Raw genomic sequence first — 15,200 nt, 5'->3', positions numbered from 1 at the left:
TCTTTCTCGAATAGTCCATCGAGCACCTGGGCCTGTCGGTCCGCGGCTACGCCCGAATCCTCAAAGTCGCCCGCACCATCGCGGACCTTCAGCAAAAGGAACACATTTCCGCCGTGCACCTGTGCGAAGCCATCCAGTATCGGAGCCTGCATTGGAGGGGCGGATGAGATGTGGTTTCTCAGAGACCCTTGGGGACCCTTTTGGGAAAATCCCGCCGGAGGCGGGACCAAACCCCTCCCAAAAGGTTTTGAGTGGGGGGCACCCGGCGTGTCGCGGGGAGACCTGAGGATACTGGCGGCCTCCGCGTGAGCCGAACCGACGGGTTGATGAACTGATTAACCTGTTGTCTAAGGGTCAAGGGCGGATATTGCGTGTCCCCGAGAGATCAGATCGAAAAGCCATGATCAGGGTAGGACGCCCTATATCGGGCAAGACGGTGCCTGCTTTGGGCATTCTTGCGGGAGTTGTCTTGCTGTCTTTGGACAAATCCCTCGAGTGTTCGACAAACGGCTATTGACAATTCCAATACTTACAGGTAACCATGTAATTGCCTGTAGCGTAGGCTGCGGGGAAGCACACAGGATGTCAACACTGAGGCTGAGATCTATCTTGGCCCGCCAGGCTGGCATCCAGACAGTGGTCGAGATTACTGTTCCAATAGTGAGCATGATTTCCTCCACAGTGCTTATAATAAGCATTTCTGACAGATGCGGCGCACGCGAATCGTGTGGAAAACGTTGTTTGAAACGTTGAGCTAAGCCGGGAGCGACTATAGGATGGCCGCGGTCCTTCTCTCCCGGTTTTGCAGATGCCCCGAAGACCAGCATGTCTCCCAAGAAAGACATTCCCCCTTGGTATCGGCCTCGTCGTTATCTCCATTTTGACCTGCCTATCACCTTAAGACAACCTGAGCTGCTCGTCACAAACCCGACGAGGGTGCAGCAGCACGCGTTTTATCCGTTTATTTCGTATGACATCAAGAGCGAAAAAGTGGAGGTCAAGGAGGATGGTTTGTTCGAAAGAAAGAGGAAGGATCGCCCTGTTTCTTATGCATCCCATGTGGATTCTCATGTTTATTCCTATTATGGCTGGCTGCTTAACAAAGAGTACGAGAAGCGTGTAAGTATTTTGGAAATTGGTAAGAATGTTCTTGCCTTCCGAGATTATACAAACGCAAAATCTATGAAAGATATTCTCACTTGGGAAAACGTAATTTTATAAGTTACGCGCTTCGTAGCGCGAAAGGAATGAACTCAAGTGCCATCAGAAAGCAAATCAAACCTCTTTGGAATCGCCTGCAGGAGGTGATAGATATACCCTAAACCAAGACTATGTCCACTGCATCAGTTGATTTCTACTATGGTTATGACATTTCGAAACAGAACGGATACACGGCCAGCGGGGGCTACTTCTGCGGATTTTGAGAGGCGCTTTTCAAGACATCTGCCCCTTCTGCGTAATCATCTGACTTCTAGTGTCGGACCGTGGAATCACTCAAAATGAAATCCGCCATCGAGCAAACACTGAATCAGGACGTGCCGCGACTGATGCGCCGCCACTTGGCGGTCCGGTCCGCCTATGTGTTCGGATCCGTGGCCACGGGATTCGAACGTGTGCATAGCGATGTGGATGTTACGGTAAGGGTGGACAGAGGTCTTACGCCGGTGGAGATGTTCGACCTCAGGCTGAAGATCGCCGACGCGCTTGAGGATCTTCTGGGCCGTCCGGTGGATGTGGTGGTGTTGAACACGGCGTCGCTGAAAATGATCCATCAGGTCATGACCACCGGCCGCAGGCTGTATGCAGCGGATCCGGAAGAAGAAACCGCCTTTCGCCTTCAGAAGAGGAAGGAGTATTTCGATTTTCAATACTACCTGAAAGACGACCGGAAGGCTTTAAAAGCATTCTATGGGTGCTGAACACGGCAGGTGACGCAGATGATAGAAACGGACGTGATCGAATCCAAACTTCGGTTTTTGAAAGAATATCTGGTGGATCTCGAGGAATTCGAAACGATTTCTCTGGAAGACTACCGGACGAATAAGAAGGACCAGCGTTTTGTGGAGCGAACGCTCCAACTCGCCTGCGAATGCTGCCTAGACATAGCGGCCCACCTCGTTTCACGGCTGGGCTACAGGGAACCCAGGGACAACAAGGATTTGTTTGCCGTATTGTCCGAGAATCAAGTTATCACCGGGCCTGTCCATGAATCCATGGTCAAGATGGCCAAGTTCCGGAACATTGTTGTGCACGACTACACTCGCATCGACCCCGAAATCGTCGTAGGAATCCTGAGAGACCACTTGGCGGATTTCAGACGATTCGCTAAAGAAATTATAGACTTTTCAGAAGATTGGCAGAGGGTTTGACACGCGAATAGAGCCCCTCAATCAGCTTGGTTGAAAGAACGAACATCGAAATATCGAAAGGCCGGAATGTCCGGAAGCAGGTTTAAAAGCTCACGAATCTCCTGAACAAGAGTCAAGAGCGGACGTATGTCATGGTGGACTACAAAAAGAAGCAACGGCTCATATCATTAAATGACAACTACAAGGAGTATAAGAGGGTCTTCGCCGCGCTTTTGTCCAACCTCAAAGACGTGATCGCATCCGAGCATGAACTGGGTGTAACGGTGGAAGATGCAGAGGCCGGCCATTTGATATTCAGCTATTTGGATGCCCGGTTTGAAGCGGCCCTCGGCGTTCACCTGGCAAAGACCGGAAAGCCGTTCGGCAAAATCACCTTTTCAAAAGTACAATCTGACGATCCGAAGGAACGGTTCCTGCTAAGCACTTTGTATTTCAATGACATCGGCAATGCGACGTGGAATGTGGAACAGCCGTATCCGGATATGAACATCGAAAAGAGGGATAGCGCGCATCATCTGCTGGTCGAGTGGCTGAATCAGTTTCTTGAAAAAGGGTTCAAATCTGCTCTTGAGTCTTGACGCATCGGTTCAAAAGGCGGAGAAAGCAACGGCACGAGGGATGCCATGGGTATCCTGACCGGTCGCTCTACCAGAGGTACGGTCCATACAAGACGCCCTCATCCGCGGGATGGATTAGCGCGCATGCCTTGAGGTGAAGAGCATCGGAGACCCGTGTGCGGCGAGGCGCCTGTGGAAAGTCTCGACAAGAAGGGAAAATCAGCTTTATAGTCCGGGCTCTACCCTCATCGCTGCTTCTTTCTGCAGGAGAAACACAACAACTCGATGCGGCCGTCTTTTTCGGAAGGATGGACCGTGCGCATGCTTTCACGGCAGTTCTCGCACACCAAAGGATCCAGCCGGCGCGTCACAGGGTTCCAGATGAGCTTGAGAGAACGCTTGAGGCTGCTTAGCTGAAGATGGACCATGATCTGGGCCACGGGAACAAGTAACCGCATGGCTGCCCGGGCGGTCACTACTACACGAATCCTGTACTTGCGCTCCAAGTCCCTCGTTTTTTGCGCCATTTCGTCGGGAAGCCCTCTCAGCTTGGCCTCCCTGTCCAGCCGCTGGGTCTCGCCCAGGTTGGGATTGGAAAGGCCGGCCGCCATTTCGTTTCCAAGGGCTTCGTAATACTCGCGGGTGTTTCTGACATCGCGCGCCAACCGCCAACGCATGCTGGAGAAAAAGCTGGAGAGCTCTTGGTCGGTGGCAACCCGAGCTTCCTTCAGGGCCGCCGATACCGCGAGAGTGAGGTCGATGGGGAAGTGAGGCGGAATACTTCCCGGAGCGAAAAACTGCGGCTGAAAACCGGCCCATTCTTGTTCCAGGCCGGCAATGATGGAGCCGGTGTTTTCGTGAACGGTGACCCGGACCAGCCCTTCCTTGCGTTCATCGCTGAGGGCTACATAGTGGCAGGCAAGAACCATGTATGTGGTCCTCGCTTCGGCCCGGACGCCCACGGAGGCTCGGCCCGCCGCAAACCCAATGTCCTTCCCGAGCAGGTTCTCAAAGCCCTCTTTCTTCAAATAGGGCGCCTCGAGTCGCGCATACACCAGGGGAACCCTGCCGGTGGCCAGGTCGATCAGCCGATCCAGTAAAGTTCCTCCGTAGAGAAGCGGTTCCCCCCCGTCACCGAGTTGAACTTCTTCAGGAAGTTGTAGAACGCTACAAAGATCGGGCGAGAGCAAAGCGAAAACGTGGTCGGATCGCTGCTCCACATCGCCGCCGTGCTTCTGAATCACCTCGGCCGCAAAGCCGAGCAACTCCGGGTCCGCCGTCATACCCCAAAATCCTGTTGAAAGAGCTTTTCGTCGAGGTCCTTACTCTTTTCATAGGCTGTCTTGGCCCGCTTCAAGCGGGATGCCAGGGCCCCGAAAGCGATTCGCCGCTCCGTTTCGTCGGTGTGTTGCACCCAGATTTCGTAAACGAGATCGCTGAACTCCTGTTCTCCCTGGAGGCGGCCCAGAATCATGTCGATCTCTCCAACCACAAGCTCGAACATGTTGATCTTCCTGTCGAGCACCTCGAGGATATGGTCTTCTATGCTCCCCAAGGCACAGAAGTTGTACACATGCACCTCCTTTTCCTGACCGATCCGATGGATGCGGCCGATGCGCTGCTCGATCTGCATGGGGTTCCAGGGGAGATCGTAGTTTACCATTACCTGGCAGAACTGCAGGTTATGCCCCTCCCCGCCTGCACCCGTGGATAAAAGAACCGGCGCGCCGTTTCGGAACTGCTCCATGACGCTCTGTTTTTGACCCGCGGTCAAACTACTATGAAACACGACGTGGGCGATGTCCCTTTCGAGAAACGCGTGGTGTAGGTGCTCCAGTGTTGAAAGGTAGTTCACAAACACAATCTTCTGCTGGGAGGAGGCGTGAATGAGATCGATCACCTTTTGAGTCTTGATCCCCGTGCCGATGTTCCTTCCAAGATCGAGCAATTCGTTCACCCGGCGCTTTGAGCCATCCGTTGTGCGCTCCGCGATTCTCTCGAGCATCTTGATCGCCGCTTTCGGCGAAGAACCAGCCGCTTCCAGAAGCTTGCGCAGCGTCAACTTCGGAAGGTCCACGGAGCGAAGATTCGCATGTTCCGCCACAAAGGAGCTGATCCCTTGATAGAAGGACACCTCCTTCCGAGAGGGGGAGAGGCTCGTGGTGTACGCGAAGCGGGGAGGCAGGCGCAACTGCGTGACGGAACGCGTATTGCGGATCATGACCTCCTTCAAGAGGTCCCGTAACTTTTCCCTGTTGCGCGGATCCGTGGGATTACCGCGGCTAACGAATTCCTCCTTGAAGGCTCTGAGCGTTCTTAAATGACCGGGCTTCAGAAGGGTGACGAGGTTGTACAGTTCTTCCAGCTTGTTTTGTACCGGCGTGGCTGTGAGCAGAAGCAGGAAGTTTTTCTGTATAGCGTTCACAAGCTTCCAATTCAGCGTGGTCCTGTTCTTCAGGTGGTGCGCTTCGTCCACGATCACGAGGTCGTAGGAGCGGGACGTGACCGGGTCGAAATGTCGGTTGGTCCGGGCTGTCTGGATGGAGCAAAGAATCAGGTCTTCTCGCCAGAACCTTTCGGGATCCTGACGGGCAAGAGGATGGTTGGAAGTGGTGAACCGAAGGTCGAACTTCCCCCGAAGTTCCTCATCCCATTGATCCACCAGGGAACTGGGGGCAAGAATGAGGACTGAGCGGACTAAACCCCGCGCCAGGTATTCTTTCAACACAAGTCCGGCTTCAATGGTCTTGCCCAGACCCACCTCGTCCGCCAGGATGGCGCGGCCTCGAAACGCCTTCATGACCTTTCGGGCCGTTTCCTCCTGGTACCAGAAGGACTGAACGTTTCGCAAAGAAGCAAGGCTGAGGATCTGGTCATAGGAGGCGAGAAACGAGAGCTTATAGGCCCTCATGGCCAGATCCAGGGCGGCGCGGTCGGCGATTTCATGGTTACGGACGGCCGCCAGAACCGGCTCTCCATCCGTTTCAAAGGCCACCTGGAGCTCGGGCTGTCCTTCGCCCTCCGTTTCCTTGGTCTGCCTTGTTTCTTCCTCGCCTTGAGAGTTCCCTACGGGGGCTGCGGTAAGGGCGGCTTCAGAATCGTCCCCCCGATGGGCGGAACTTGCGCTCGAACTTCCCACAGCGGATTTTGGAGAGAATTCCAGGAGCAGCAGGCGACATAACCGTAGATACTCCGCCACCTGTTTTCTTGCAGCCTTGGGAAGTTGGCCCAATAACGGCGTGGATTTCACTTCCAGTTGCCGGAATACTTCTTGCGCGAGGGCGTATGACTTGTTTTGGAAAGCCAGTTCTCCCAGCTGAAGGCAGTCCAGCTTTGTAACCAGCCGCCCCTGTTCCCAGGCTTGTCGCAACAGCGTAAAGAGCGTGGATGTTTCGCCCAACTTGCGGGCGCACATGACCGCGATTTCCCACGCGTATGGGCTGGGTGTCTCCATTTTGAGTCGCTTGATGGATAGAGCCAAGGCCGATCGATGATTTCCGGCCATTAGATCTTGATATGCAAGGAAGTCAAGGTCCTGCTCTTTTCCCCTGCGAGCGATGCGATCCAGCTCTCGGCGGCGGACCTTTCGCTTTTCTTCGCGTTTCCGTTTTCTCTTTTGCTCTCGATCCACTCCCACGGCCGGTGGTCCTTGTATCTGTGAAGTTCGGGGCTACCGGGAGTTGCAGTCCGGCTGCAACAATCCATACCAAAGTTGTATCCGTCCACCATTGCGCTTGGGGAATCTTCCGCACGCATCCACCGTCCCGGAATTTCCATAGTTATCGCAAATCCGTCCGATGCGCAACCGTTAATAAGGGGTCAAATCTACTCTTGACTCTTACTGCGCATTCATCGTAGGATTTGCAACATGTCACGACCGCTGCGAATCGAATATCCCGGCGCCTGGCATCACGTGATGAACCGGGGGAGAAGAGGCGAGCCCGTTTTTACGGGCCGGCCGGATTATGCAGCGTTTACTTCCCTCCTCAAGGAAGCCTCTGAACTGTGGAATTTGCGAGTTGCCGCCTATTGCCTCATGCCCACCCATTATCACCTGCTCGTGCAGACGCCTGAAGCCAACATATCCCGCTGCATGAGGCACATCGACGGGGTGTACACGCAGCGATTCAATCGTCTCCACCAGTTTGACGGACCGCTGTTTCGGGGCCGATACAAATCGATTCTTTTGGACGCCGACAGCTACCTGCTGCAACTGGTCCGCTATATTCACCGGAATCCGTTGAGGGCCGAATTGGTTGATCGATTGGAAGCATACAAGTGGAGCAGCCACAGGGGATATCTCTCGCGCGCCAAGGGATGGAGCTGGCTCCACAAGGCGTATGTCCTGTCGATGCTTTCAGCCCGGCCGCGGGGCAGGTTGGAGGCGTACCGGAATTTTATGCGTTTGGAAGACCAGGCGACCCTACTCGGTGTATTTAATCAGAAGAAGTGGCCCTCGATTCTGGGCTCGGAAGGTTTTATCGGTCAAATCAAGGAACGGTTCTTCCCGGGGAAGACCCATGATGAAGTTTCCCAGTCGCGGGACCTGGCCCCCGAACCCGAGCGAATCAAGCAAGTGGTGTGCGCGTTCTACCAGGTGGACGAGAACCGGTTGATGGTTTCAAAGAGAGGTGTTTTCAACGAGCCAAGAAACATGGCCATTTACCTGATGAGGCGGCTGAGGGGAGCCGGCTTGAACGAGATAGGGAAAGAGTTTGACATGCACAAATACAGTTCCGTGAGTAGTGTAATTGAAAGAATGAACGTCCAAATATCGAGAGACCCAGACGTGCGAAAACGGGTTGATAAACTCAGGAATCTGTTGGGCAAGAGCCAAGAGAAGACCTGACCCCTTCCTTTTCTTCCTTTTCCACAGACCATCCCCCCAACTCTAGCCTCCGGGTCGAGCCATGCCGGCTCGGCCCGGAGGTAAGGCCATTGCCCCTATCGATGGCGGTCGAGGCCTGCCGCCGGCGGTGGCGATCTACACCGGGATCCCCGGCGTCAAGCCGCCGCCCGAGGGCGAGGGCGACATCGTCCTAGTGGCATGCTCGCAGACCCAGGCGTCATTCTCCAGGCGGGAGAGGCGGATGGAGCCGTCCTGGCCGCGGAAGGTGACCTGGGGTCCGGTCGGGGTCACGAAAGCAGTGGGGTCGGCGGCGGCCGAGGCGCAAACCTCGCGCCATTTCACCGTGCCTGCGTCGTCGAAGATCTCGATGATGGCGCCGTCGACCGCGCGGTAGAAGACCCGCTGGGTGTCGGTCGCGACCGCAGTCGGGCTACCGGCGGCGTTGGGGGCGCCCGGTGTCCCGGCGCCGTCGCCCGTCGCCTTCACCGCGAGAGCGGAGAGGTTCCGGGCCCGGAGCGTGTCCCGCTCGATCTGCCAGATCGGCCCTCGCAGTGCGCGGAACACGATGCGGGTCGCCTGGCCGGCGGGGGTGTAAGCGGCCGGGCGGTAGGTCGCAACAGGGGGCGGCTGATTCTGCGCGTCACGCGCGGTGGCCGTGAGGTCAACCATGGCGGGGTTCAGGTCGAAGAGGTGTCCGTCACCGCCGGCGCGCGAAACGGCGTGCAGCGCGTTACCGTGCTCGTAGGCAACGGCGGCCCCTGCCGCTACCCCAACCGCGAGCCGCTCGGCGTGCCAGGCGCCGGCGGTCCGGGAGAGATGCGCATGGTTGTCGAAGCGGTCCCAATACAAGACGTGTAGGTCGCCGCCGCTGGCAGCTACGAAGGGATCGCCTACCGCCGCGCTGCCGGTGATGTCGGCGACGGTCCAGTTGCCGCTCGAATCGGTGAGAGAGCGGCTGAGGGCGTAGATGCGGGAGTCCTGGCCGCGGTAGACGATGACCTGCTCGTTGCCGAGGCCGATCGCGGCGGGGTCGCCTGCGGCGAGCGGCGCGGTGGGGGCACTCGGGAGGACATCGATGCTGCGCCAGACCCCGCTGACGAATTCGAGGAGGTAGAGCTTCCCGTCGGCCTCGGTGTAGGCGATGCAGGGTAGGTTGCCGACCATGTGGGGGGAGGTTCGCCCGAGGTCGGCGAGGCCGCGCAGGGAGTGGAGTCCGCCCTGAGACACGTCTACGTCGACGGACATCTCATTAAAGGGCCGGTTGTTGAGGAGCACGCCGGGCGTGTAAGGGCTATACTGAAGGATGGCGAAATCGGTCCAAGGTAGCGGGATCGCGGGCTGCAGCGTCTGGCGCTGCCGGTACTGGTCATCCGCCCGGTCGGCGGCAGCCCGGCGGAAAGACGCCGTGAGTGGGGCCGGCGGCGTGTCGAGGTCAAGTTGGATCGTTGCTCCCGGGTTAGCCGGGTCCGGAACCGTGACGAAACGCGGCCCGAAATAGTGCTTCACCCACAGCGGATAGTCCTTGAAGCGGGCGAAGTCAACGGCCTGGAAATTCGCGTTGTTGGTGATGTGGCCGTCCCAGGCCGAGACGCTTGTGTAGATGAGAGGCGTCCGCCCCAGCTTCGTCTCGATCGCGTCCAGGAAAGCCTCGATCTCGGTGCGCCAAGCGGGCGCGGTCGGCTCTGCGCTCCCGGTGGACACGGCGTCGTTCTCAAAATCGAGGGACGGCGCGAGATCGCCCGGAACCAGCCGCCCGACCTGAGCGACGACCCGGGCGGCCGGCACATCGCCGCCCGCCCCGTTGAGATGGCGGTAGTAGTGGTAAGAGCCGCGGATGACGCCGGCGGCGCCGGTCGCCTCCCAGCGCGTCTTGAACTCGACGTCGTCGATCATCCCGCCGCCCTTCGTGCGCTCCGAGGACTTGTGGATGACGAAACGGATCCCCGCCTGCTTCATCGCCTCCATGGTCGGCATGTTGTTGCCTTGGTAGATGTCGATGCCGTCCTGGCGGGCCCCCGCGCCCGGGGGGATCGACGCCGGCGGGGGCGCCGTCGGGGCGCTGGCGCCGGGCGCGCCGGATGAGGTTCCGCCGAGTGCGACGCGCAGCGTCCCGTCGGCGGTCGTGGCCTCGATCGTGCTTCCGGGTTGCCCTGATGCGGCGAAGACGGCGCGAGAGAGGACGGGATCCTGGTGCGGCGCCACAGGGGTCGGGGAATGAAGCCCCTCGAGGATGCGCGAGGCGTGTTGCTGAGCGTCGACCTGTGGTACGAGGTTCTTGTCCACGGCGCGCTGTACAGTGGCGAGCTTTTGATCGGCGGCTTGCGTCGTGTGCGCGTCCTTGGCGCCTTCGGCGAGCTTCAGGGCGGCAGCCTGAGCGCCGAAGCTCGAGGCGAGGGACGCCGCAGCCTGGAAGCCGGCGGCGGCGTTCGCTTGTGTGCCCGCAAGCCCCGCCATGTCGCGGAAAGCGTTGGCGTTTTGGACCGCTGCGAGGGCGCCGGCGAGGCCGCTCGGGGCCGGCATCTCCGGCGCGTTCTGGAGGTTGATGATGGTTTGAGGGAAGGGCGTCGGCGTGGTGCTCACCGGCTCGGCGCGGCGGCTCGCTAGGAGCTCGGGCGCGATGGTGCCGAGTTCGGGGTCGGGGTCGTTAAAGACCCAGTCGGTGTTGCCGAAGTGTTCCTCGAGCGCCGTGCACTCGTCCATCAGCGTCTGCGCGTAGAGCCCATCGGTCGGCAGACTCATGAGCATTGGCTCGGAGATCGCATCGCGCGAGACGTAGTAGTTGAAAAGGTCGGCGGGCGTCTTGAGGTTGCCTAACCCGAGGAAGGAGCCGGCCGAGACGCGGAAGACCACGGCATTGCCGATGATCGCGATCGGGTCGCGCTCCACCACCGAGGCGATGCTGACACCGTTGGCGCCGGGCGCAAAGAAACCGTCGATCAGCATGAAGAGCCTGTCGCGGTCCATATACCACCAAATGAGCTTGTGGTAGTACTCAACGTGCTCGTTGAGGTGCTCTACGAGGTTCTGCACTGCGGCCGTCATCTCGGCGCGAACATCACGGCGCTCCCACGCGTCGGGGATCGTCGCGACCGTCGCGCCCGCCGTGTCGCGCACCCCGGTCTCGACGACCACAAGGTCGCCAGCGCCCTGGCTGGCGCTGATCGTATATTTGAACTGATCGGTCTCGTAAGTGAAGGTGAGACTCTGTAAATTGGCGATTGAGCCCGGAGGCAGGTCCTTCGTCGCCGTGATGCGGATCGACGACATCAGCTCGCGCGTGACCGGCGTGAGGCCGGCGGGGATCGGGATGGTGAAGTCGACTCGGACGACGCGGTTGAACTGGTAGCGCGTCGCGAGGGTGAAGTCGGCCGGCAGAGGGACGGCGACTCCGCCGACTTGGATCTTCAACGTGTTGATCCAACTCGCGGCGATGGTCGGCGCCTCGTCTCTCTGGAAAGCCGCGTCGCGCAGAGCCTCGCTCAGCGCTTTTAGCTTCGAGTAGACCGAGAGCGCAGGCGAGCCGAGGAACGGGTGCAGGACCACCCAGGTGATCGGATCAAAGCTGCCATCTTCCTTGTCCTTCGGACGGTCGATGGCGAGCTGCACAAAGAGCGAGCCGAAGACGTACCGGATCGGCTGATCGGAACGCCTGCCCGGCGGCACGTCGGAGCTTGCGAAATTGGTGACCACGTCCTTGAGGTATTCGATCGCCGCCGCCTGGCGCCGATCTCGCAGACCCATGCTGATGAGATCACGCCAGCGATAGGCTCGCGGGATCGTAAAAGGCCGAATGGCGAAGGGCACGAAGAGGCATTCGCGAACGCCGGCGATGTCCGTCTCGATCTTGAGATGCCGCAAGATCTGGTAATAGATGACCGTCAGCGAGTGCCCGTAGTTCCGGTTTCGGACGAGCTCGGTCGTGCCGGTCGTCGTCTCTTCCTGGGTTACCTCGCTGACGACCATGCTCTCGAGCTTTCGCAGCGCATCGCCGTAGCGGCGGATCGAATCGCGGAGCCGCTGCTGCTCGTTAGCGGCCGTGCGGCGTCCGCCCTCCTGGGACGACGAACTCTCGGCGTTGCTGCCTCCGCCGCCACCGCCGATAACGAAGCCGCCGCCGGCGAAGCCGAAGCCGCCGGCCGCGGCAGACATCGACGACTCCGACCGGCCGCGCGACCATTCGGAGAGATTGGCTTGGACGGCATCGTCATAGTCTCGTGATTGGAGGACGGCATCGGATACGCGATCGGTGAGCTGCGTAGTCTCCGTGCGACGGCTGATCTCGGAACGCTGCCATTCGATCTTCTGGATGCGCTTCGTCTGCCGTGGCGCGAGGGTGAGCGATTTGGCCACGGTGCCGAGCGAGTACCCGTTCGACCGCCACCGCATCCGGTATTCAAGGATGTGACCCCGAGCGACCGTCGTCGCCTGGTATCGGCTCGCATCGCTTTCCCACTGGACGGGATGGGCGGCGTCCATCCCCGTCCGTCCGCGATGGAAGCGCAGCAGCATGTCGATGTAGGGGGTCGGAAGGGCGTGGCGGAAGAAGGAAACGTCGGCGGTGTCGGAAACGACCGAGCCTGCCGGCGTACGCGCCGCGCCCGTGGTGTCGCGTGCGCCGGCCGCGCTGAAGCTCGCTGTCGCCGCCTTTGCCTCATACGCCAGCGTCGGAATCGGATCGACCACGACCGAGGCTTGGGCGCTGATGACCGGCTGCTCGGCACGCAGAATGACAAAAAAGCTTCGCTCGCCCAGCACGCGCTCGGGGTTCTTGAACGGCTTGCAGAACTCGCCGGGATCCTCGGTATACATCTCGGGATTGGCGGCGAGCTCCGACTCCGTCACGTCGCGGGGTACGCGGCCCGGCTCCTCGGCCGAAGGGGCGGCTCCGGCGAACGGAGGCAGCACCACGCCGATGCGGACTGCCCGGACCGCTGCAAGGTCGTCAATCACCACGCCGATGGCCGGGAGCGGCCCCGTGAGCCACCAAAGCCATGCGTCTCCCGCCCCCTTCACGACCGAGAAAGCGAACTGCCCGTCGATCCCGAGATGGACCGAGGTCAGGGCAATCGCCCCGGCCCCGCTCCAGCTCTCCACCGGAAACTGCATCGAGGAGGTGGCCGGCGAATCGGCTTTGAAGAGTTGGTCAAGGCCAAGCATCTCCCAGCCGCCGCCGGAAACCGTGATCGGCGCAACCTGCAGCGTCGATGCCTCGAACGGCACTCGAACGTCGCTCACCGGGACGAAATAGGCGCGGCGATCGAGTCGAGGCGTCGACGGTTCCGGCTGCGGATCGGGTGTGGTGACGGCAATGACCTCGGCCTTGTCGAGATCCACCGCGAGCCGCTCGGAGTCTCCCGGCTGCGCCGATTTCTTGAGGCGTACCGAGCCGTTTGGGCCAAGGAAGCACAACTCGACGGGCGACCCCGGGGCCACCTCGGGGAGCGTAAAGGAGCCCTCGAGGTTGGCTCCCAGGTTAAGCCGCAAAGTCTCCTGGATCGTGCCGGGCAGGTCGGAAACGCCCGAACCGGCTCTGCCCTCGATCTTGCGGCTGTACACGGCATCGACGAAGATCGGGCCGGCGCCGGCGGGTACCTCGACGGCGGGCCGAGGCGCAATCGTTACCTGCAACGTGCTCATGCTCCCTCCTGCTGGTTTCTGTTGAGGACGACGAACTCGAACCAACGTAAGCGGTCGCTACCCCTGCAGCCTGTCGCCGGAGGGTTCCGGCTTCCCCGCCATTCACGCGACTCGACCTGCCTCGGGTCCCTCGCTGTCCCTTCGGGGATGGGGGTAGGGCGTCCGACCCGCGTTTTTCCGCCCGTTAACGTATGTCTTGTCAACCCGACCGTCTCGGTTCCGCACCCAGGTGGGTGTCGAGGAATAAGCAAGAAGAAACAGAAACTCTGGAAAGAGAAATAAGGAGGAAGAAATAGAACTGAGAAAAATGAAACAAAGAAGAATAGGAAATTATTCTATTAATAAAAAATGTATCACCCTCTGCTTTCGGCTGTCAAATGGAATTTGACGCATCGAGGGGGGAGTAGATTTCCAGTCGGATTCTTTTCTCAACCAACATCAAGGGGATGGCGGGTTAATGCATGGGAGAAAGAAGAGGGTGACCGCTTGGAAAGACCCTCGGACAAGGACAAGTACTTTCCCTTTGCCGGAAAACGATTTTTCCTACGGACCTGGGCGTTCGAGTCGGCGGCTATGGGATTCCGTAAGAATTTCTATCGGATCGGAAGAACCATTAATCGATTCGGAAAGAATATCATCGTGACGGATAATATGGATTGGAGCACGGATGAGATTGCACGGGCCAGCCTGGATCGGTACATGGTGGAGAAAGCGTTCCGGCAGACCAAGGACCAGGTGTCCCTGTTCCCGGTCCGCCATAGGGCGGACCGGGAGAATCCGGCGCCATATCCTGACCTGCGTTGTCGCTCTCACCTACCTCCGAATGATCGAACTCCGATTACAGCGCGCCGGCCTTTCTCTCTCCGCCTCAACCGTCATGCAGCGGATGCAAAAACTCCATTCCTGACTCTGCTTCAGTCCGACAAAACGAAAACCCCTCCACATGATGGAACAACCGAACGACATCCAGGCCTAAATCCTGGCCGCCTTCGGCTTCCAGGTCGACGACGGAGGGGTCTTACAAACGATTTAAGCTTAACCCTTTGCTTTTATTTACTTTTCGGACTATTCTGACGGTGTAATTCTTAAACTCCTGTCAAACAGGTGATTCCTTCTTGTCAAATAATCCGCCGCTCTACTGATGCATGCTTGGGCCAGGTTTCGTATGTGTATCGCTCGTTATCTCGACCGGACCAGGAAGAATCCGAGAGAAAGGAGTCTGGAATCTCTGGAACAAAAGATCAATGTGATATATCATGTGCTTCCATGGAGATCTGCACACCGGGCTGAGGCCCAACCGATACTTGCCGCCGGCTACAACGCGGGAACGCTGCAACCCTGGTGCGAGGACCGCTTCAAAACGTTTCTCCGGAGCCTGTTCGGTGCTGATGAGGAGTCCCTTATGGCGGAATTTCTGTTCTGGCTGTACCTGATTAATGCGGTGTTACTGATCAATCACGAAATCGATTCCGCCTATTGGAAGGAATGGGAACTGTTTGGCCTGCCGGGAGGCGAAGCCGGTTTCCTGCTCATGCATTTTCCCTTGTTGCTGTTTATTCTGTACGGACTGGTGCTGGTTTCCCGTGCTTCAGTCGCCGGACTGGTTTTTTCACTGATCCTGAGTTTCGGCGGTCTGTTTGCCTTTGGCATCCACACCCATTTTCTCGTAAAAGAGCGACCCGAATTCGATACGGCGATCTCGAAGTTGATCCTTTTGTCGATACTCAACGTGTCCATTGTTCAGCTCGTGGTTACACTTTATTTAATGGTGACTCACTGAGCGGCCGC

Annotated in this window: 10 protein-coding genes; 7 read left to right on the top strand and 3 right to left on the bottom strand. The window is 58.7% G+C overall.

Annotated elements, in window-relative coordinates; translation table 11 throughout:
• Positions 1–17 precede the first annotated feature (17 nt).
• The 5 genes from HY788_10090 (at position 18) to HY788_10070 (ending at position 2,947) form a co-directional block, all read left to right on the top strand.
• The gene (locus tag HY788_10090; GenBank protein ID MBI4774512.1) at positions 18–167 is read left to right on the top strand and encodes a hypothetical protein; all 150 of its coding nucleotides are present in this window, start codon (positions 18–20) and stop codon (positions 165–167) included.
• Positions 168–825: 658 nt separating this feature from the next.
• Positions 826–1,221: a hypothetical protein gene (locus tag HY788_10085; GenBank protein MBI4774511.1), complete on the top strand. Its 396-nt coding sequence runs from the start codon at positions 826–828 to the stop codon at positions 1,219–1,221.
• Between the two features lie 278 nt (positions 1,222–1,499).
• Complete coding sequence (locus HY788_10080) at positions 1,500–1,919, top strand: nucleotidyltransferase domain-containing protein (GenBank protein MBI4774510.1); 420 nt, start codon at positions 1,500–1,502, stop codon at positions 1,917–1,919.
• Between the two features lie 18 nt (positions 1,920–1,937).
• Positions 1,938–2,369, top strand: coding sequence for a DUF86 domain-containing protein (locus tag HY788_10075; GenBank protein MBI4774509.1), 432 nt, complete (start codon positions 1,938–1,940; stop codon positions 2,367–2,369).
• A gap of 131 nt (positions 2,370–2,500) precedes the next feature.
• The gene (locus HY788_10070) at positions 2,501–2,947 is read left to right on the top strand and encodes a hypothetical protein (GenBank protein ID MBI4774508.1); all 447 of its coding nucleotides are present in this window, start codon (positions 2,501–2,503) and stop codon (positions 2,945–2,947) included.
• 224 nt (positions 2,948–3,171) lie between these two features.
• Here HY788_10070 and HY788_10065 read toward each other — a convergent pair whose 3' ends face one another.
• Complete coding sequence (locus HY788_10065; GenBank protein MBI4774507.1) at positions 3,172–4,209, bottom strand: hypothetical protein; 1,038 nt, start codon at positions 4,207–4,209, stop codon at positions 3,172–3,174.
• A complete protein-coding gene (locus HY788_10060; GenBank protein ID MBI4774506.1) occupies positions 4,206–6,563 on the bottom strand; it encodes a DEAD/DEAH box helicase in 2,358 nt (785 codons plus the stop codon). The genes HY788_10065 and HY788_10060 overlap by 4 nt, the downstream gene beginning before the upstream one ends.
• 231 nt (positions 6,564–6,794) lie before the next feature.
• On the opposite strand from HY788_10060, the gene HY788_10055 reads away from it, so the two are divergent.
• Positions 6,795–7,775, top strand: coding sequence for a transposase (locus tag HY788_10055; GenBank protein MBI4774505.1), 981 nt, complete (start codon positions 6,795–6,797; stop codon positions 7,773–7,775).
• A gap of 135 nt (positions 7,776–7,910) precedes the next feature.
• Here HY788_10055 and HY788_10050 read toward each other — a convergent pair whose 3' ends face one another.
• The gene (locus tag HY788_10050) at positions 7,911–13,412 is read right to left on the bottom strand and encodes a hypothetical protein (protein MBI4774504.1); all 5,502 of its coding nucleotides are present in this window, start codon (positions 13,410–13,412) and stop codon (positions 7,911–7,913) included.
• A gap of 1,165 nt (positions 13,413–14,577) precedes the next feature.
• Here HY788_10050 and HY788_10045 point away from each other — a divergent pair.
• Entirely contained in the window at positions 14,578–15,192 is a 615-nt protein-coding gene (locus HY788_10045) for a hypothetical protein (protein MBI4774503.1), read from the top strand.
• The last annotated feature ends 8 nt before the right edge of the window (positions 15,193–15,200 follow it).

The sequence above is a fragment of the Deltaproteobacteria bacterium genome, assembly GCA_016208165.1.
GTDB lineage: Bacteria > Desulfobacterota > Desulfarculia > JACQYL01 > JACQYL01 > JACQYL01.
This window is presented reverse-complemented; position numbering and strand designations above follow the sequence as displayed.